The sequence below is a fragment of the Shewanella sp. ALD9 genome, assembly GCF_002836315.1.
Classification (GTDB): Bacteria; Pseudomonadota; Gammaproteobacteria; order Enterobacterales; family Shewanellaceae; genus Shewanella.
The window spans coordinates 207205-227611 of the sequence record NZ_PJCD01000001.1 but is presented as its reverse complement, the minus strand read 5'-3'; the positions used below and the strand labels follow the sequence as shown (position 1 = coordinate 227611).

Below are 20407 nucleotides of genomic sequence, written 5' to 3'. Positions count from 1 at the left end.
ACAAGTGCTCCAGCATAACCCAATAAACCGAGATAAATAGGCCATCAAACTAAACATGAACAGTCGCATAGCAATAACTCACATCGGATTGTGTACACCTCTGGGCAACTCGCCAGAAGAGGTGCTGCCGCGTCTCATTAGCGGTGATATCAGTGCTATGCAATGGCGCGATAATTTATTGTTCGATGCGCCTACATTAGTCGGTTGCGTCGATGACAAACGGTTAATAGAAATTGCCGATCATCTGAGTTTATTTGCTTGCCGTAATAATCGTTTATTAAACACAGCCGCCCAGCAACTTGTGCCCGCAATAGAGCAAGCTAAGCAGCGTTTTGGATCGGAGCGGATCGGGGTGGTATTAGGCACCAGCACCTCTGGCATTTCCAAAGGCGAAGCGGCATTAAAGTATCAGCTAGAACATGGCCATTTCCCCCCGAGTTACCATTACTCGCAGCAGGAACTGGGTAGCCCCAGTGATTATTTAAAACAGTTGTTTGAACTGTCAGGCCCTTGTTATACCGTATCTACAGCGTGTTCATCGAGTGCAAAAGTGTTTGCCAGTGCTCAGCGGTTACTCAATGCGAATATGTGCGATATGGTAATTGTGGGGGGTGTAGACAGTTTGTGTCAGTTAACCGTTAATGGCTTTGCCGCATTAGAATCGGTATCCAAAGGCCATTGCAATCCGTTTAGTCGCCATCGTGATGGCATTAATATTGGTGAAGGGGCTGCTTTATTTACTTTAGAGCGTGGCCAAAGTGACGTCATGTTGGTGGGGATCGGCGAGTCTGCCGATGCTCATCATATTTCAGCGCCACACCCGCAAGGATTAGGTGCTATTGCCGCTATGCAACAAGCCCTGGCAGAAGCCAACATTGCTGCCGAAAAAATCGATTATCTCAACCTCCACGGTACCGCTACTCCCAAAAATGATGCCATGGAATCGCGTGCGGTCACTGCAGTATTCAGCCATTCATCACCAGCCTGCAGCTCAACCAAGCCGCTCACGGGCCATACTTTAGGCGCAGCTGGCGCGATTGAAGCTGCCTTTTGTTATTTATTATTAAGCCCACTTAACCATGATAAGCGTTTGCCGCCGCACATCTGGGATGGGCAGCAAGATACTAATGACCCGAATATCGCTCTCGTTAGTGCCAACAACAATACTGGCCTTAGCCAACTCAACTTTATTATGAGCAATTCATTTGCCTTTGGCGGCAGTAATGCAAGCCTGATTTTTTGTCGAAAGGATGCCTAGTTCCATGTCAATAGTCACTGCAACGCCGGCGATGTTAGCGCAAGATATAAGTACTTTTATTCCGCATCGAGCACCGATGATCTTGATTGATAATGTCTTAGAACATCGCCCAGACTGCTTAATCACCGCAACCCATATTAGCCCTAATAGTGCCTATTTCGACGCTCAACTCAATGGCGTGCCTAATTACGTTGGCATCGAGTATATGGCCCAAAGTATTGCTGCATTAGCGGGTGTTGAAGCCTTACTGTGCGACGATGCTATCAGAGTCGGTTTTTTACTCGGCACCCGCAAACTGCAAATGCATATCGACACCTTTACCTTAGGTGAGTCTTATCGCACCCAGGTGACTCGGCTGTACCAGGAAGAGTCTGGATTAGCGGTATTTGACTGCCAAATTTATCATCACCAAACGTTAGTGGCGGCAGCTAATGTCAATGTATTCCAACCACAAGACACCCAAGCCTATATTGATGAAAGCCAAGCTGACGGCTAAGCATGATCAACAAACCTTTTGACACCCCATTGGAGTTCCTCGAATCAATCACGGAGAGACATTTTGAATAATAGAGTATTAGTTACCGGTTCAAGCCGAGGAATAGGCAAAGCCATCGCCATTAAATTAGCCGAGAATGGTTTCGATATTGCGCTGCACTTTCACAGCAATCATGCTGCCGCAGCGCAAGTACAAAAAACCTTATTGGATCTTGGTGTGCAGGTTAGTTTACTGCAATTTGATATTGCCGACCGCCAAGCGGTCAAGCTTGCTATCGAAACGGACATTGCCGAAAATGGTGCCTATTATGGCGTTATTCTTAATGCGGGTATTAATCGCGATACCGCCTTCCCTGCGATGACCGAAGATGAATGGGACAGTGTGATCCACACTAACCTTGATGGTTTTTATAATGTTATCCATCCTACAGTGATGCCAATGGTGCAAGCACGTAAAGGCGGACGTATTATCACCCTAGCCTCAGTGTCAGGCATTGCAGGTAATCGTGGCCAAGTGAACTACAGCGCATCAAAAGCGGGAATTATTGGCGCAACTAAAGCCTTGTCGCTTGAGTTAGCTAAACGAAAAATCACCGTCAATTGTATCGCACCAGGGTTGATTGAAACCGACATGGTCACAGATATTTCAACTGATATTGTCAACCAAATAGTGCCGATGAAGCGCATGGGCAAACCCAGTGAAATAGCCGGGCTAGCTAACTTTTTATTATCAGACGATGCCGCCTACATAACTCGCCAAGTGATCTCCGTTAACGGAGGCATGATATGAAGCGTGTAGTCGTTACCGGTATGGGCGGGATTTCCGCATTAGGCCAAGACTGGCAACAAATTAAAGCCAGCCTATTAGCCAAACACAACTGCGTTATTCGTATGGATGAATGGGATCGTTACCCAGGTCTAAATACTCGACTGGCAGCGCCAGTGACTGATTTTTCTTTACCTGCCCATTATTCACGTAAAAAGATCCGCTCTATGGGGCGAGTATCCATGATGGCGACACGAGCCAGTGAATTAGCGCTTGAAGATGCAGGTTTGTTGAACGACCCCATCCTTAATTCCGGTCAAGTTGGCGTTGCTTACGGTTCATCTACAGGCAGTACCGATCCAATTATGGGCTTTGGCGACATGTTAAAAACGGGCGAAATGTCGGGGTTAACCGCCACCAGTTATATCCGCATGATGGCCCACACTACCGCGGTTAATATTGGGGTATTCTTTGGCCTGCAAGGCCGTATTCACACCACCAGCAGTGCCTGTACCTCTGCCAGTCAAGGCATTGGCTATGCTTATGAAGCGATTAAATATGGCATGCAAACCATTATGCTCGCGGGCGGCGGTGAAGAGCTTTGTCCTACTGAGGCGGTGGTATTTGATACTTTGTATGCCACCAGCACTCAAAATGAAACTCCAGAGCTAACGCCACGCCCATTTGACCAGAGCCGCGATGGTTTGGTTATCGGTGAAGGTGCTTGTACTTTGATATTAGAAGAGCTTGAACATGCTCAAGCCCGTGGTGCAAATATTTATGCTGAGTTGGTTGGTTTTGGCACCAACTCAGATGGCCAACACGTCACTCAACCCAATGCTAATACCATGGAAGTAGCGATTCGTTTAGCCTTAAAAGATGCCCAACTATCGGCACAAGACATCGGTTATATCAGTGCTCATGGCACCGCTACTGATCGCGGTGATATAGCTGAAACTGCCGCGACTCATGCAGTATTTGGCACAGAAACGCCAATATCGTCATTAAAGAGTTATACCGGTCATACCCTAGGAGCCTGTGGTTCATTGGAAGCATGGACTAGTATTAACATGATGAATGAAGGCTGGTTTGCACCAACACTCAATCTTAATGATGTCGACCCAGAATGCGCCGCGCTCGATTACATTAAAGACGATATTCGTCATATCGACACCGACTATATTATGAGTAATAACTTTGCTTTTGGTGGCATTAATACTTCATTGATTTTTAAACGTTGGCGTTAATCATATAAGGGTATAACTCCTTTGCAGCCATATAATGCAGGCGAAAGCGATGCTTTCGCCTGTGTTTTTACACCTTGTAAGCCGCAGCTTTGGCTTGATAGTCTTGAGTAATCCGTTTCATTTCTACCGCGCCACCAGCCAGCTTTTGAACTTGCGCCGATAAAAGTACAACGGCTTGGGCGTTATCCAAAATCTCCGCACCTATTTGAGTCAATCTATCTGCCTGTTGTTGTGTACCATTTGCCACATTGTGGCTCAAGGTAGCCACTTGACCTATTTGAGCAGAACGTTGCTCAAGCCCTTGAGCAATGCTACTGGTGTGGACTACATTTTGCGTCGTACGTTGCTTGCCTTGATCCATCGACTCAACGGTTTTTAGCATGCTGACATTTAAACGACTCAGTACTTTTTCAATACCATCGGTAGACTGACTGGTACGCTTTGCTAAAGTGCGAACTTCATCTGCCACCACCGCAAAACCACGGCCACTCTCACCCGCTCTAGCCGCTTCAATCGCCGCATTCAACGCAAGTAAGTTAGTTTGATCTGAAATACTGCGAATGGCCTGCAACTGTGTGGTAATAGCACTAACATCAGTGGTTAAATCAGTCATTGATTCAGTTACTTCAGTCATATTAGTTTCTAGCGCCTGCATGTCTTTCATAATGCTTAATGCATTCTGGCGATCGCCAAGACTTGAGGTTGCCCCCTCTCTTGCTTGATCCGCTGAAATTTGGCTGTCATGAGCCATTTGCTGAAAACTGTCAATAACATGTTGAGTCGATTCGGCAATCAATCGCGCTTGGTTATTTTGCTGTTGTACCGCATGTTGAGCTTGATCGCTCAGGCTCATTAAGTTGTCGGAAGTACTTGCCATTTTCACAGCAATATCGCGATAGTCGTTAAACAATTGCGACAACTCTTCCAGCATCAAATTAAAGGACATTTCTGCCTGAGTATCGGCTGAAGGTAACCGAATCGATAAATCTTTATGCTGTGAAATATGTTGAATTGCACCAGCAATACGTTGATTGGCAACTGAGTCTGCACGCATAAATAAGGCAATACGAATTAAAATACCGGTTTCAGTTACGGCAAACAGCGCATGAACAATCATGATGCTCCAGCTACACTCGCCAGCAAAAATCATCACTGGCGTATCAAATAGTTCAACACCTTGTAATTGGATATAAGTCATTAAGACGTGATGTATCGCCACGGTCAACAAAGCGGCCACTAACGGCTGCCAGCGCAGGTAAATAAGAAATATCCCCATGGTAGCAAAGATATGAAAGTGCATTTCAATCATGCCCATTTGGCTTTGAACTAATAGTCCCGATACTGTCATCATAATCACAGCAGCCACAATGCCAAACAACTCAGTACCTTTTAGCAAAACATAACTGAGCTGTGATATTACCAATACTGCTATCGCGGCGGTGATACTAAATGTCAGCATTTTAGCGCCGATAAAACCACTCGCTGCTAGCAGTGGAGCCTGCAGCAACAATAATCGATATATATATGAATCATTTTTTTTAAGCAGTGTTACTGTTTGATTATCATTCATACATATCCCTAGTGTTGAGTTGAAATAATATGGTTTAGGTCGATGAGCATTTTGGATGTTGAAAGCTGCTTAGCAGTGTAAATACGCGCGATTTTTCCGTAAGGATCCAACAAAAATAGATTACCTACATGATTTATAGTTGCGAGTTGTCGATTGATATTGTCAGATAAGCGTAACTCAAGTTGATGTAAATCTGACTCGGACAATGACGCACTGACAAAACGTTTAGAGCGTGCATCGATCACCGCTTGGCGCACGGCTAATGTGTCGTTATCAGGATCGATAGTCACAAACATAAATTGAACCTCAGCTTTATTTATCGAAGCATCCTGCTCTATTCGTTGCTCAAGTTGATCTAATTGCTCAATGCGTATTGGACAAATTTCTGAGCACGACAAAAAACCTAAAAATAAGTAGGTATATGTTCCCGCGGACGCAGGGTACTGGTGAACTTGTTGATTAACGTCTTGCCACCGAAAATGAATCTGTTGGCCGTCATTTCCGGTAATGCCATAAGCCTCTGTATCTGAAGCCCACTGATTGATCAGCATCAATATAGGCATAAGACTCAAAGCGAGCAAGATTAATACTGACGCGATGACAATTTTTCTGAGTTTCATAAAAAATAAATGACAGTATGACGGCTTTTCAACGATAAACCCGTAGGCTTTTGTTAATGAAACTACATTTTTGAAAAGTAAAATTGGCATCAATCTAGATACTGGTTGTACTAATTATACGCAGTAAATACTTTTTTGGATTAATAAAATAACAGCAAAACACAAAATAAAAAAACGCTTAATGAACCTTTAAATGTCAAAGGCTCATTAAGCGTTAAGTATGCGAATTCGTGGCGTTATCTAAACATCTATAAAATGATTAGAGTGCTATTGCATCAATATCAAGCTTAGCTTGGCTAATACCTGCTTCGGCTGCATCTGGGCCCATATTTAATGATTCAGCATAAATGGTTTCGACGTTGTTAATTCCAATGAAGCCCAACACAGTTGTTAAGTAAGGTACAACATGATCTGTAGACCCGCCTTTATGCGCTCCACCACGAGTCGTCACAATAATGGCGCGCTTACCTTTGATTAATCCAACGGGTCCGGTATCGGTGTAAGTAAACGTTACACCGGCACGAGCAATAAAATCGATCCAATTTTTTAACGTTGTCGGTATGCCAAAGTTGTACATCGGCGCTGCGATAACAATGGTGTCATGATCGTTAATTTCAGCGACTAATTCATTCGATAGTGCCACTGCAGATAATTGACGTTCGGAAAGGTTATCGCCGCCACGTAAACCAGAAGCTAGCTCACCATCTAACATTGGCAAGGTATTTTTACCTAAATCACGCACTGTAATTTGTGCACCTTTACTGCTCCATTGCTGATTTAAATAATCAACTAATGCTGAAGACTGTGAATAACTGCCTAGAATGCTTGATTTTAAAATTAATACTTTTGCCATTGTTAAGTCTCACCCATATGTTTGTTGGGTCATATGCTATGTGCCTGACCAATGTAGCTAGTATATTGACCTATAAAAAAGAATAATAGCGCAATAATTATGCAATTATATTCGATAAAATCGAAATATATTCACTTGTTCAACGCGAATATGTTAATCAACGCGACCATTTTTTGGCGGTAAAGATACAAATTGGCCGGTAAACGTAGCACACATAATGTCATCACAATATAACGCCACTTCTAAGGTGATTTTGACTCGCCGGCCTCGGTTTAATGGGTTCAAATCAGTATAGGGCCAAATAACTTTGGCATAGGGCTGTTTAGTCACCGGTTTTAAATACCTGACTTTTGCATCAGCTAATACAATATCACCATGGGCTTGTGACAATTGCTGCTGTAACCACACCATTCCCCAGCCTGTTAATGTCATTAAGGTATAAATACTGCCAGCAAACATGGTGTGATGTAAGTTAACGTTGGGCTCTAAAGGTGCAGTGACTTGTAGGCTATCTCCATTAAACAACACTGGTTTAATGCCCATAAATTGACTAACAGGAATCGTACTATGCCAAGTTTCACACAAGGTCTGCAGTAAAGCATTGACCTTGGCATCTGATTGCGCTTCTGTGAATGAAATATCAAACATAACGGCATCCCTCCGATGATGACTGGTTAACCTCTACTGACAATAATAGAATGGTAATAAATTAAGGCCTTATACCTGCAGATTAAAGGTCACTGGGCCATCATTGACCAATTCGACCTGCATATCTGCACCAAATTGTCCTGTCTGTGTCATAACCCCTTGTTGGCGACAATATTCGACAAAAGCCAGATAAAGGCGATCGGCTTGTTCAGGAGTTGCTGCGCTCGAAAAACTGGGTCTTAAGCCTTTGCCGGTATCTGCTGCTAAGGTAAATTGTGACACCACCAATAATTGTCCACCGACTTGAGCCAGATTAAGATTCATTTTTCCGTTTTCATCACTAAACACCCGATAATTAATGACTTTTGTAGCTAACTTAACCATTTTATCAATATTATCTTCGCGCTCTATGCCTAGTAATACTAACAAGCCTTGGTCAATTTTGCCGACTATTGTATTGTCGACCGCCACTGACGCGCGTTTAACTCGTTGAATTAATGCAATCATAACTGCCTTAAACTATGCTATTTGGTGATGCTTATTGAAGAAAATAAAACAAACCCAACTGAGAGACCACAGGTAGCAACATAACTTGCTACTTGTGGCCCATACAGACTAGTTGTTACTGAATACATTGGCGTAGAACACCAATGCCACTTAAGATTTATCAGACGACGAAATGGATTTATCGACCACTAGAGGATCGTGCACATTATTCAGATTCTGGCTTTTAGTCTCAGTCTCTGTAAAAATTTCAGCTTTAAGATCATCCGCGATAACCGCTAAACTTTCCAGATACTCTGGCAGTGCGGCAGTAATTTCTGCACCGAGTAATACAATCATCCACGATAAATATACCCATACAAATAAAATCGGCACTACTGCCAGTGCACCATAAATGGCTTCATAACTCGGAAATTGGGTCACATAAAACGCAAAACCCTTTTTGCCTGCTTCAAATAATACCGCTGCTACAATCGCTCCCAATAGAGCATGTAAAAAATGGATTTTCTTGTTAGGCACGACCATATATAACAGTAATATAGATGCCACAGAAAACAGCAATGGTAGACGCTCAACAATCCACGGGACTAATCCAGACAACTCACTGCCTGTTACCACCTCTAATGAAACAACATAAGAGGTGGCCACTAGACTTGCACCAATGAGTACAGGACCTAGAGTTAACACCATCCAGTACATCGAAAATGACACCACGTAAGAGCGCTTTTCGGTAATTCGCCAAATGTTATTCAATGCTTTATCGATAGCTGAAATCAGCATAATGGCAACAAACACTAACGCAACAATACCGACAAAGGTGCCTTTAGATGCATTAGCGACAAACTCGTTGATATGCACTTGCACCGTATCACCCGCTGCAGGTATAAAATTATTATATATAAAGCCTTCAATATTGCCGCGAATACCTTTAAACACCGGAAAGGCCGATAACATCGACATGGTGACAGCCAACATAGGCACCAATGACAACAAGGTCACATAGGCCAAATGACCTGCTCGTATATTAATTTGGTCTTCAGCAAGCCGTTGTTTGAGATGGAGTAGAAACTGCCAAATCCCACTAAAAAAAGCCGCAATAGGGCTGTAATCAAACTTTTTGGGCATAATAATCCTTATTTCATACCATGTTAGTGGAGATAACATTTGTATTAAGTCACTAACTTCGTACAATGTTATAACATATTAGTCATCGAATAATGGAGCAAATTGATGTCACAACAAGGTTCGGCGGGTAATATACTCGCAGCTGTCGCGAGCTTATTTTTTCCAGGCCTAGGTCAGCTTTTACAAGGGCGTATATTAGCGGCTTTGTTATTCTTCTGCATTACTGCTGTTTGCTATTTCTTTTTTGTGTTGGTCATCCCAGCCATTATCGGTGGTTTATTCCATTTATGGAGCATCATCGACGCAGCAAAATTTAAATCAGGCAGTTAACTCATAAGGTAGTTAACCTCAACGAGGACACTTTTCGCCTCACACAATAAAAGAGACACATTGATGAAAAAATGGATATCACTGGCACTATTAAGTAGCAGTTTACTGTTGAGCGGTTGTCAAAGCGCCTATTACGGTGCAATGGAAAAAGTCGGCTACCACAAACGCGACATTATGGTCGATAGAGTTCAAGAGGCTAAAGAGTCGCAGGAAGAAGCACAAGAGCAATTTAGCTCTGCATTGGAAGAAATGCAGGCGCTTTTGGCATTTGATGGTGGCGATTTAGAAGATGCTTATAATAAAGCGAAAGATGAATATGAGTCAGCTCAATCTGCAGCAGATGAAGTGAGTCATCGCATCGAGAAAGTCGAAGATGTCGCGGATGCATTATTTGACGAATGGCAAACTGAAATCGAAGAAATCAGTAAAGCCAGTTTACGTCGTAACAGCACCAGCAAGCTCAATGAAACCAAGCGTTCATATAAAACGCTAGTGAGAAGCATGCGTCGTGCAGAAGCAAAAATGCCACCCATTCTAACTGCGATGAAAGATAATATGCTGTATTTAAAACATAACCTAAATGCGCAGGCTATTGGTGCAATTAAAGGTGAGTTTGCCAATTTACAGACTGATATCTCTAGCCTGATTAAAGAAATGAACAAATCGATTGCCGAATCGAACAAGTTTATTGCCTCAATGGAACAAGGTTAAACCTTACCTAACCTATCAACTTAACGCCCTTAGCGGTAACCTATGCTGTCATAGTCTATGACGGCCTAGGTGCTGCTTTTGGGTATTTATATGTGCCTATTTGCGTATTTGTGCTTATTCGATCGGTGACTGGTCCACTGGCAATGCCGTACGGCTAAATATTTGCTTCAAAACTACTGTAGTTTCAATGCTGGCGACAAACTTGAGGTTGCCGAGCGATTTTTTGATAAATTGCTCATAAGAAACCAAATCTTTGGCGACTATTTTGAGCATATAATCATAAGATCCAGTTACCACGGCGCATTCCATCACTTGAGGTAATTGTGCCATGGTTGACTCAAATAACGCTGTCGATTGATCAGTATGTTCCGTTAAGCGTATCGATGTATAAACCACAACATTAAGACCCACTTTAAAAGGGTCAACTTGGGCACCATAGCCTAAAATCACTTTATCTTGTTCAAGCTTTTTGACTCGTCGTAAACAAGGAGTATCCGACATATTAACCTTATCGGCTAATTCAGAAACAGCCATCCGGCCCTGACGTTGTAAAATTTCTAATAGCTTGAGGTCTTTCTTATCCATTGAACAAATCGCTTTTTAGTGAGTGATTAACGGTATAAATATCATATTCCTGAGTGAAATCCTCTACAAATTTACGTTAATCACAAATATTTCAAGCAAATGGGAGCCACAAAACAATAAATGCCATAAAGTTAACATGGCATTTGTCTAAAGAGGGTAATTTGAGGTGATACTCGCGAATAACAAGAGCACTTAACACTCGTCAATATCGACGACAACTAACGGTGACTCTCCTGCAACTTGTGGCTGAGAGTATCTGATTTCACATTTATTCGCAGCATAATCCGCATTAGGACGAATACGTAACCCGCTTCGATTATTAACATCGTATGTTGTGATGTTAAATTCACCACCGCTACCGTTGTCGGCAATGTTAATCATCCTGATGATACCTGCTGAGGTATGACGCGGATATCCGTAAGCTAACGTTACTGATTAGTCTCACATCTTTTGAGCAATAAAAAACCCGATAATCAATTATCGGGTTTTTTATTGGTTTGCTTGTTTAAGCAATTGTATTCAAGAATTACAAGCTGTAGTACATCTCAAACTCAAGTGGGTGAGTAGTACGTGCAACACGTTCTGCTTCAGCCGTTTTAAGTTGGATATAAGACTGGATAAAGTCTTCGCTGAATACGCCGCCTTTAGTCAAGAACTCATGGTCAGCTTGTAAATGTTCAAGTGCGTTTTCTAATGACGTTGCAACCTGTGGAATTTCAGCAGCTTCTTCAGGAGGTAAGTCATATAAATCTTTATCCATTGCTTCACCTGGGTGGATCTTGTTTTGAATACCATCAAGACCAGCCATAAGTAATGCTGAGAAACCTAAGTATGGGTTTGCATGTGGATCAGGGAAACGCGCTTCGATACGACGGCCTTTAGGGCTTGGTACCACTGGAATACGAATTGAAGCACTGCGGTTACGTGCAGAATATGCAAGCATTACAGGCGCTTCAAAATGTGGCACTAAACGCTTGTAAGAGTTAGTGCTTGGGTTAGTGAACGCATTCAATGCACGAGCATGCTTAATAATGCCGCCAATGTAATAAAGCGCTAAATCACTCAAACCAGCATACTTATCACCTGCGAATAAGTTTACGCCGTCTTTAGCTAAAGACTGATGCACGTGCATGCCGCTACCGTTGTCACCAACGATTGGTTTTGGCATAAATGTCGCTGTCTTACCATAAGCATGCGCCATGTTATGAACAACGTATTTTAGAATTTGAATTTCATCAGCCTTCTTAGTCAACGTGTTGAAACGTGTTGCGATTTCGTTTTGACCCGCTGTTGCTACTTCGTGGTGATGCGCTTCAACTACTTGACCCATTTCTTCAAGTACTAAACACATTGCCGAACGTAAATCTTGTGAAGAATCAACTGGTGCAACTGGGAAATAACCACCTTTCACCATTGGACGGTGACCCGTGTTACCTTCTTCATAGCTCTTAGCTGAGTTCCATGATGCTTCTTTTGCGTCAATCTTAACAAAACAACCTGACATGTCGGTACCAAAACGGACATCGTCAAATAAGAAGAACTCTGGCTCTGGACCAATCAATACTGTGTCAGCAATACCAGTAGAAATTAGGTAAGCTTCAGCTTTTTTAGCAATTGAACGTGGGTCACGATCATAACCTGTCATAGTACCAGGTTCTAAAATATCACAACGAATAAGCGCTGTTGTTTCTTCTGTGAAAGGGTCTAATACGAAAGTGGTTGGATCTGGCATTAGCACCATGTCAGATTCATTAATGCCTTTCCAACCTGTAATTGAAGAGCCATCAAACATTTTACCGTCTTCAAAGAAATCTTCATTTACTTGATGAGAAGGAATAGAAACGTGCTGCTCTTTACCTTTAGTGTCGGTAAAGCGTAAGTCTACAAACTTAACTTCTAACTCTACAAGTTGTTTTAAAACTGATTCAACTGACATTCTCAAGCCTCCGGTAGGGTAAAGGGTTGTCCCTTAAATAATCTTGCTATTCGCCAGATGATGCACCTGGAAAACGAATCTTTTCATAATTATCAGCAATAAAGCGATATTCATGCCAGATCGCTAACTAATTGATTTTATGAAGATGAGAAAGTTTCCAAATCTTCTAAATCATAACCTTGCACCAACCTCGTGCATCACTATGTTTCATCATGGTGCAAAAGTCCATAATGGTGCGTCATGTTAATGTTGCTGTTTTAGCCAATGTCACAGTTTTGTCTTACACCATGGTTATGCTTCATATATATACGTTTTATGCTGTTTATTAATCCATAGCAAGCGATAGATTTACAAGTGTTCAAAAATAATCCTATCTACAAAAGCTGCTGTGAAGTAGAATGGCACGCTTTTTTACAGTAGCTATAATCTATAACTACTGTTAGATCCTTTTTTTTTATTTGCTGGTTTAGAGGTTTATCCGTGCTAGAGAATTTACGTAACATCGCCATTATTGCCCACGTTGACCATGGCAAAACAACCTTGGTTGACAAAATGTTGGCGCAGTCAGGAACCCTTGCATCTCGTGGAGAAGCTACTGAGCGGGTTATGGATTCTAACGATCTTGAAAAAGAACGTGGGATCACCATTCTGGCAAAGAACACTGCCATCCAGTGGAACGACTACCGTATTAATATCGTAGATACTCCTGGCCACGCCGATTTCGGTGGTGAAGTTGAACGCGTTCTATCTATGGTTGACTCAGTATTATTGTTGGTTGATGCAGTTGATGGCCCAATGCCACAAACTCGCTTTGTAACCAAGAAAGCATTCGCTCAAGGCCTTAAGCCAATTGTTGTTATCAACAAAATTGACCGTCCAAGTGCTCGTCCAGATTGGGTTATTGACCAAGTATTCGATTTATTCGTTAACTTAGGTGCCACTGACGAACAACTAGATTTCCCAATCGTTTATGCTTCGGCATTAAATGGTTTTGCAACGTTAGATCCAGATGTAGCAAGCGATGATATGACGCCGCTATTCCAAACTATCGTTGAGAAAGTAGCTTTCCCAGATGCTGATGCAGAAGCTCCATTCCAAATGCAAATTTCTCAAATCGATTATAACTCATACGTGGGTGTTATCGGTATTGGCCGTATTACTCGTGGTAGCGTTAAGACTAACCAACAAGTGACCATTATTGGCGCTGACGGTAAGACACGTAACGGTAAAATGGGCCAAGTATTAGGTTACATGGGTCTTGACCGTACTGAAGTGCCAATTGCAAATGCTGGTGACATCGTTGCTATTACAGGTTTAGGCGAGCTTAAAATCTCTGATACTATCTGTGCAGTGAATGCAGTAGAAGCAATGCCACCGTTAACTGTTGATGAACCAACACTAACGATGACATTCCAAGTAAACACTTCTCCGTTCGCGGGTAAAGAAGGTAAGTATGTTACTTCACGTAACATTCTTGAACGTTTACAGACTGAATTAGTTCACAACGTAGCACTCCGCGTTGAAGAAACAGAAAGTCCAGACCGTTTCCGCGTTTCAGGTCGTGGTGAATTACACTTATCGATTTTAATTGAAAACATGCGTCGTGAAGGTTATGAATTAGCCGTGTCTCGTCCAGAAGTTATTCTAAAAACAATCGATGGTGAGCTACATGAACCATACGAAACTGTAACAGTTGACGTTGAAGAAGATCATCAAGGTACCGTAATTGAAAAATTAGGTGTTCGTAAAGGCGAAATGAAAGACATGCAGCTTGATGGTAAAGGTCGTGTACGTATCGACTTCGTTATCCCAAGCCGTGGCTTAATTGGTTTCCAAACCGAATTCTTAACAGCAACATCTGGTACTGGTCTAATTTATCATTCATTTGATCACTACGGTCCACACAAAGGTGGCGATATTGGTCAACGCGCTAACGGCGTATTGATTTCAAACGCAACAGGTAAAGCACTAACATTCGCTCTATTTGCTTTGCAAGACCGTGGTCGTATGTTTATTGGTCACGCTGCTGAAGTGTATGAAGGTCAAGTAGTGGGTATTCATGCTCGCTCTAACGATTTGACAGTAAACTGTTTGAAAGGTAAGCAGCTTACTAACATGCGCGCATCAGGTACTGATGAAGCACAAGTATTGACTACGCCTATCACATTGACTCTTGAGCAAGCTCTTGAATTCATCGATGATGATGAATTAGTTGAAGTAACTCCTAAGAACATCCGTGTTCGTAAGAGATTCTTAACTGAGAATGAGCGTAAGCGTAATAACCGCAGTTAATTACCATCAATGAGTGGCAACGTCTGCCACTCATTGAGACCTAAAAAGCCCAGATGCATGCATCTGGGCTTTTTGTTGTCTAGTCTATACAGGAGGCTAAAAATATTGGTAGCAAGCGGTGACGAGCGAAAGAGCCTAGGACGCTGCGCTGCTAGTACGCTCCGCGGCTAGAGGCTATAAAGTCAACAGCTTAGCAGCGAAGCGACTCTAGCAGGACACAGTCCGCCCTAGCAGCAAAGCGACTCTAGCAGGACACAGTCCGCCCTAGCAGCAAAGCGACTCTAGCAGGACGCAGTCCGCCCTAGCAGCGAAGCGACTCTCGTGATACAACATGAAAACATTTAACTAGATATTTTACGTAAACGCAGATAGATTCAAACCAAGATCATTTTTAGGAAAAATATATGAGTATGTTGCAACAGGTAAGCGTCGCTAAAAAAGCCAATGTGTATTTTAACGGTAAAGTGATAAGCAGAAGCGTAGTATTAGCTGATGGTAGTAAACAAACTTTTGGTGTGGTATTGCCTGGTGAATATGAGTTTTCAACGGCTCAAGGTGAAATAATGCAGGTTATTTCTGGCAAGTTTGACGTGTTATTACCGGGTAAAACTGAGTGGGTTGCATATGCTGAAGCAAGCCAGTTTGAGCTTGCACCAAATGTGAGCTTCAGTATCCGAACAGATCAAATTTCAGAATACTGCTGCCAATACATCTAGTGTTGTTGCACCTAAATAAACAATAGCGGTTTAATATTGCCGCTTCGATTCAGCTTAACTAAACAGTTTAAGCTGATTTTTTTTATAAAAACGTCTACTCTATTAAAACTGTCGTTTTATGGAGTACATCATGCGCCTTATCATACTTATTAGTTTGCTATTATTGAGCGCCCAAAGTGTTGCTACCGTATACCGTTGGGTAGATGAAAATGGCAAAGTTCATTACTCGGATGAACAAAAAAATAATGCCGAAGCTGTTGAATTAAATGAAAACACCCAAAACAACATGACGATTGACACCCCAACAAAAATCAATGTCATCCCAACAACAGAAGCATCAATTAACTACACGATTTCGATTACCTCTCCCCAAGAAGAAGCTACTGTGCGTGACAATAATGGCGCATTTACCGTGTCAGTGAGCGTCACCCCTCAATTACCTCGTGGCGTGCTAATGACATTATTAGTCGATGGTATTATCACTGCCCCTGCTCAAGCATCGAATATATTCCAATTAACGGGCATTAATAGAGGTGAACACTCGTTGGTTGTTAACGCTGTAACACAAAGCGGCAAAGTCCTTGCATCAAGCTCTCCTAGAAAGATATTCCTTCACCAAGCATCTGTATTTGGACCTGCAAAAAAGTCTAAATGATTAAGATAAAAATCAGTTTATTCATTAGCTTATGAAATTTTGCGTGACTATTTATCTTACAAAGTGCTTGTGTGTTCCGGGTTGTGATATGCACCAAAGTGGTGCATTATAATGGTGCAACCCTATACTAGGACGGCTAATGGACACAAATAACCTTCTCAATCACTTAGTCACCGCAGTGCTTGTTATTAATAACGAGCTCAAGCCGAGCTATGCTAATGCCGCGGCCGCACAATTATTGGGAGTAGGTAACCATAAGCTACTCGAGCAAACGCTTCCTGAGCTTTATCAACTGATGGGGGTTGAGCCACAATTACTACGCGATGCCATTAATGCCGGCCAGGGACTCACGGTCAATACCGCCGCATTAATCACCCTAGACGGCCAACATCACACCATTGATATCACCTTGATGCCAATTGAAAATGACAATAACCTCAGCATTTTAGAATTACGTCAAGTAGACCAACAACGTCGCATTCATCAGCAGCTTAATATGGACGCCCAACAGCAAGCTGCACAGTTTTTGGTACGTAATTTAGCCCATGAAATTAAAAACCCGCTGGGCGGCCTTAGAGGCGCTGCGCAGTTGTTATCGCGAGAGCTCGACTCGCCCGAATTAAAAGAATTTACCAGTCTGATTATCGAACAAGCAGATAGATTACGTAATTTAGTCGACCGTTTACTTGGCCCACAACGACCAACGCAGCATGCTGAACACAATATCCATCAAGTGATTCAAAAAGTGCTTAAGTTAGTCGAAATGGCACTGCCAGACAATATCTGCTTAAAACGAGATTATGATCCATCGATTCCAGATATTCAGATGGATCCAGATCAAATGCAGCAAGCCGTATTGAATATTGTGCAAAATGCGATACAAGCGTTAGAACATTGTGGTGGCGATATTGTCATTCGCACTCGCACTCAACATCAAGTCACCATTGGAACACAGCGCTATAAAGTGGTACTCGCCTTATCCATTATTGATAACGGCCCCGGTATTCCTGCTGAGTTAATGGATACCCTCTTCTACCCTATGGTCACCGGACGTGACGAGGGTTCAGGGTTAGGATTATCCATTGCGCATAACATTGCCCGATTACACGGCGGTCGCATTGATTGTGTTTCGGCACCAGGGCATACCGAATTTATTATTAACCTGCCATTACAATAACTAGCATGCCCTTTGTAGGCAGAATGAGGTAGTAACATGAACATTAGTGAACAAGTTTGGATCCTCGATGATGATAGTTCGATCCGTTGGGTACTCGAAAAAGCCCTTAAAGGCGCATCACTGTCAACGGCTAGCTTTGCTGCTGCAGAATCCTTGTGGCAAGCTTTAGAAGCATCACAACCTCAAGTCATCGTTTCAGACATCCGCATGCCAGGTACTGATGGCTTAACCTTGCTTGATCGCTTACAACTGCATTATCCACATATTCCAGTGATCATCATGACCGCCCACTCAGACTTAGACAGTGCCGTGAGCGCATATCAAGCAGGTGCATTTGAATACCTACCAAAACCATTTGATATTGATGAAGCCATTAATTTAGTTGAACGCGCACTCACACATGCAACAGAGCAAGCACCACAACCCGTTATTGATACCACCATAAAAACCCCTGAAATTATTGGTGAAGCCCCGGCAATGCAAGAAGTGTTTCGTGCCATAGGCCGATTATCTCGCTCATCTATCAGTGTGCTCATCAATGGCCAATCTGGTACTGGTAAAGAATTAGTCGCTGGTGCATTGCACAAACACAGCCCGCGTAAGGATAAACCCTTTATTGCATTAAATATGGCTGCCATCCCAAAAGATTTGATTGAATCTGAACTCTTTGGCCATGAAAAAGGCGCCTTTACTGGTGCCGCCAACGTGCGCCAAGGTCGTTTTGAACAAGCCAATGGTGGCACGCTATTTTTAGATGAAATCGGTGACATGCCAATCGATGTGCAAACGCGATTATTACGAGTCCTTGCCGACGGCCAGTTCTATCGTGTCGGCGGTCATCAAGCAGTGCAAGTTGATGTACGTATTATTGCTGCGACGCATCAAAATCTTGAGGTGCAGGTGCAAAAAGGCACCTTCCGCGAAGATTTGTTTCATCGCCTCAATGTGATCAGAGTACACTTACCGCCGTTATCGCAGCGCCGTGAAGACATTGCCCAACTCGCTAATCACTTTTTAAGCACCGCAGCGAAAGAGATTGGCGTTGAACCCAAAATACTCACTAAAGAAACCGCGGTAAAATTGGCTAACCTTCCTTGGCCGGGTAATGTTCGCCAACTTGAGAATACTTGTCGTTGGTTAACCGTAATGGCGTCCGGACAAGAAATTTTACCGCAAGATTTACCACCAGAATTGCTTAAAGACCCAGTAGCAACCCAGCAGAAACAAGCTGGAGCAAGTGACTGGCAAACCGCATTAACTGATTGGATTGATGAAAAGCTGGCTGCAGGTGAAAGTGATTTACTCACTGAAGTGCAACCTGAATTTGAACGTATTTTACTTGAAACAGCACTAAGACATACTCAAGGCCATAAACAAGAAGCCGCTAAACGTCTAGGTTGGGGTCGTAATACCCTAACGCGTAAATTAAAAGAACTGTCGATGGACTAAAAACGAAACGACGCAGGGGAGCCATAATGATGTAATAACATTATGGCAATGACACTTTTATGAAAATGCTATGATCTTAACAACGGTAAGTGCGAAGATGATCTCATATTGCCGAGTTTACACATCACATCAGGGTACAAATAACCAAAAGCGCTAGAATATTTATCGAGTAAAAATGCTACATTAAAATATAACATTCAAACAAGGAACGATTTTGGATTTTGATGCTCATTATGGTGTAGTTATTCATCAAGATTTTATACCACTTTATGCCGATGATAATTATGCAAAAATCTTCGGTTATAATACAGCTCAAGATATTTTAGCGCTAAAGAGTGTTCTAGAGTTAATCGATCACGAACTACAGGATGTAGCCACACACACTTACTACGCATTAATGAGTGGTATAGAAAAACCTCAGGTACGCAGCTACGTTAACCGTAACCGTTTAGGTTTGAAACTCAATATATTAGCTATTGAACATATAGTTGAATGGCAAGGACGATCAGCCCTACAAATCACGATTGTGGATTTAACTGAATCTACAACACTTAAACAAGCTTTAGTACAAAGTGAAAGTCGCTATCAGCAATTAGTCAATGGATCTGTACAAGGCGTATTAGTACATCGCAACTTTAGCCCGCTATATTGCAATCAGACATTAGCACAACTATTCGGTTACCCTAATACTCAAAGTATTATGTCACTCGCCTCAATTTTGGATGTGATTGAACCAAGCTATCAAGAACAGCGCCTAGACGCTAACGCTGCGTTACTCGCGAATAAAGTTAAACCTCATCCTGTTGAAATCAAATGCCTACACCTTAGCGGTCGTATCATATGGGTGAAATTAATTGAGACGGTGATCAGTTGGGAGCAGCAACCCGCTATTCAAGTTACCATGATCGATGTCACCGAATCTTATTTATTAAAAGACAAACTCGATAAACAAATCTATGTTGATTACCTCACAAAAGCCCTTAATCGACGAGGGTTAATCCATTTTAGTCAGCAATTAATGACCCATAGCACCCTTGTGCATGAACACCTTTATTGTGTCTTAATGGGTATAGATGACTTAAAGCAAATTAACCATTTGTTTGGCCATGATATGGGTGATAAAGCGTTAATTCACTTTGCTCAGCATTGCCAAAGTAAGCTTGCTGAAACTGACTTAATCGCCCGTTGGAGCGGTGATGAATTTATTGCCATCATTCAAGCTAGCAGCAAAAATATTGCACTAAAAATAGCCGAGAGTATTCGTCATAGTATCGAACATACGGAGCTAATCGAACCAGAAAGCGGTAAGCACATTCGCTTTAGTGCCTGTGTCGGGTTATCTAACTGGCAAGCTGACGACACTATCGACCGCCTTATTTTGCGTGCAGATTCAGCGTTAGAACAAGCCCGATCACAAATCACTAGCCAGCTAGTGTTTGCATAACCTAGAGTCATAAATACACTAAATTA

21 protein-coding genes are annotated in these 20407 nt (G+C 42.4%); 12 read left to right on the top strand and 9 right to left on the bottom strand.

Going from position 1 to position 20407, the window contains the following annotated elements; translation table 11 throughout:
- The first annotated feature begins 55 nt into the window (after window positions 1-55).
- The 4 genes from CXF88_RS01115 (at window position 56) to CXF88_RS01100 (ending at window position 3766) form a co-directional block, all read left to right on the top strand.
- A complete protein-coding gene (locus CXF88_RS01115; RefSeq protein ID WP_101084953.1) occupies window positions 56-1258 on the top strand; it encodes a beta-ketoacyl-[acyl-carrier-protein] synthase family protein in 1203 nt (400 codons plus the stop codon).
- 4 nt (window positions 1259-1262) lie between these two features.
- Window positions 1263-1754, top strand: coding sequence for a hotdog family protein (locus CXF88_RS01110; protein ID WP_101084952.1), 492 nt, complete (start codon window positions 1263-1265; stop codon window positions 1752-1754).
- Window positions 1755-1817: 63 nt separating this feature from the next.
- Window positions 1818-2543, top strand: a complete 726-nt coding sequence (locus CXF88_RS01105; RefSeq protein ID WP_011635828.1) for a 3-ketoacyl-ACP reductase FabG2 — start codon at window positions 1818-1820, stop codon at window positions 2541-2543.
- Window positions 2540-3766, top strand: a complete 1227-nt coding sequence (locus CXF88_RS01100) for a beta-ketoacyl-ACP synthase (RefSeq protein ID WP_101084951.1) — start codon at window positions 2540-2542, stop codon at window positions 3764-3766. Before CXF88_RS01105 ends, CXF88_RS01100 begins: the two co-directional genes overlap by 4 nt.
- A gap of 67 nt (window positions 3767-3833) precedes the next feature.
- Here CXF88_RS01100 and CXF88_RS01095 read toward each other — a convergent pair whose 3' ends face one another.
- The 6 genes from CXF88_RS01095 to CXF88_RS01070 all read right to left on the bottom strand — a co-directional run bounded on the left by CXF88_RS01095 (window position 3834) and on the right by CXF88_RS01070 (window position 9086).
- The gene (locus CXF88_RS01095) at window positions 3834-5336 is read right to left on the bottom strand and encodes a methyl-accepting chemotaxis protein (RefSeq protein WP_101084950.1); all 1503 of its coding nucleotides are present in this window, start codon (window positions 5334-5336) and stop codon (window positions 3834-3836) included.
- Between the two features lie 8 nt (window positions 5337-5344).
- On the bottom strand, window positions 5345-5899 hold the full coding sequence (locus CXF88_RS01090; RefSeq protein ID WP_157822755.1) for an SCO family protein: 555 nt from the start codon (window positions 5897-5899) through the stop codon (window positions 5345-5347).
- Between the two features lie 316 nt (window positions 5900-6215).
- Window positions 6216-6809, bottom strand: a complete 594-nt coding sequence (locus CXF88_RS01085) for an FMN-dependent NADH-azoreductase (protein WP_101084948.1) — start codon at window positions 6807-6809, stop codon at window positions 6216-6218.
- Window positions 6810-6962: 153 nt separating this feature from the next.
- Window positions 6963-7457, bottom strand: coding sequence for a thioesterase domain-containing protein (locus CXF88_RS01080; RefSeq protein WP_101084947.1), 495 nt, complete (start codon window positions 7455-7457; stop codon window positions 6963-6965).
- Between the two features lie 69 nt (window positions 7458-7526).
- Window positions 7527-7964 carry a D-aminoacyl-tRNA deacylase gene (gene dtd, locus CXF88_RS01075; RefSeq protein WP_101084946.1) on the bottom strand — a complete coding sequence of 146 codons (438 nt, stop codon included), beginning with the start codon at window positions 7962-7964 and terminating at the stop codon, window positions 7527-7529.
- Window positions 7965-8114: 150 nt separating this feature from the next.
- Window positions 8115-9086 (bottom strand): virulence factor BrkB family protein, encoded by a 972-nt coding sequence (locus tag CXF88_RS01070; RefSeq protein WP_101084945.1) that lies wholly within the window; start codon window positions 9084-9086, stop codon window positions 8115-8117.
- 105 nt (window positions 9087-9191) lie between these two features.
- Between CXF88_RS01070 and CXF88_RS01065 the strand changes: the two genes are divergently transcribed.
- Window positions 9192-9416: a hypothetical protein gene (locus CXF88_RS01065; protein WP_101084944.1), complete on the top strand. Its 225-nt coding sequence runs from the start codon at window positions 9192-9194 to the stop codon at window positions 9414-9416.
- A gap of 63 nt (window positions 9417-9479) precedes the next feature.
- Window positions 9480-10127: a DUF2959 domain-containing protein gene (locus tag CXF88_RS01060; protein ID WP_011635819.1), complete on the top strand. Its 648-nt coding sequence runs from the start codon at window positions 9480-9482 to the stop codon at window positions 10125-10127.
- Window positions 10128-10241: 114 nt separating this feature from the next.
- On the opposite strand, the gene CXF88_RS01055 is transcribed toward CXF88_RS01060, so the two are convergent.
- From CXF88_RS01055 to glnA, 3 genes are all read right to left on the bottom strand, one after another.
- Window positions 10242-10712: an Lrp/AsnC family transcriptional regulator gene (locus tag CXF88_RS01055; RefSeq protein ID WP_101084943.1), complete on the bottom strand. Its 471-nt coding sequence runs from the start codon at window positions 10710-10712 to the stop codon at window positions 10242-10244.
- Between the two features lie 192 nt (window positions 10713-10904).
- Window positions 10905-11093 carry a hypothetical protein gene (locus tag CXF88_RS01050; RefSeq protein ID WP_101084942.1) on the bottom strand — a complete coding sequence of 63 codons (189 nt, stop codon included), beginning with the start codon at window positions 11091-11093 and terminating at the stop codon, window positions 10905-10907.
- 145 nt (window positions 11094-11238) lie between these two features.
- The gene (gene glnA / locus CXF88_RS01045) at window positions 11239-12648 is read right to left on the bottom strand and encodes a glutamate--ammonia ligase (RefSeq protein WP_101084941.1); all 1410 of its coding nucleotides are present in this window, start codon (window positions 12646-12648) and stop codon (window positions 11239-11241) included.
- A gap of 480 nt (window positions 12649-13128) precedes the next feature.
- Between glnA and typA the strand changes: the two genes are divergently transcribed.
- From typA to CXF88_RS01015, 6 genes are all read left to right on the top strand, one after another.
- On the top strand, window positions 13129-14940 hold the full coding sequence (gene typA, locus CXF88_RS01040) for a translational GTPase TypA (RefSeq protein ID WP_101084940.1): 1812 nt from the start codon (window positions 13129-13131) through the stop codon (window positions 14938-14940).
- Window positions 14941-15344: 404 nt separating this feature from the next.
- A complete protein-coding gene (locus CXF88_RS01035) occupies window positions 15345-15656 on the top strand; it encodes a pyrimidine/purine nucleoside phosphorylase (protein ID WP_011635813.1) in 312 nt (103 codons plus the stop codon).
- A 130-nt stretch (window positions 15657-15786) separates the two neighbouring features.
- Window positions 15787-16311: a DUF4124 domain-containing protein gene (locus CXF88_RS01030; protein WP_101084939.1), complete on the top strand. Its 525-nt coding sequence runs from the start codon at window positions 15787-15789 to the stop codon at window positions 16309-16311.
- A gap of 139 nt (window positions 16312-16450) precedes the next feature.
- Window positions 16451-17488 (top strand): nitrogen regulation protein NR(II), encoded by a 1038-nt coding sequence (gene glnL / locus CXF88_RS01025; protein ID WP_101084938.1) that lies wholly within the window; start codon window positions 16451-16453, stop codon window positions 17486-17488.
- A 36-nt stretch (window positions 17489-17524) separates the two neighbouring features.
- Window positions 17525-18937, top strand: a complete 1413-nt coding sequence (glnG, locus tag CXF88_RS01020; RefSeq protein WP_101084937.1) for a nitrogen regulation protein NR(I) — start codon at window positions 17525-17527, stop codon at window positions 18935-18937.
- A gap of 214 nt (window positions 18938-19151) precedes the next feature.
- Window positions 19152-20381 (top strand): sensor domain-containing diguanylate cyclase, encoded by a 1230-nt coding sequence (locus CXF88_RS01015; protein ID WP_101084936.1) that lies wholly within the window; start codon window positions 19152-19154, stop codon window positions 20379-20381.
- Window positions 20382-20407: the final 26 nt, after the last annotated feature.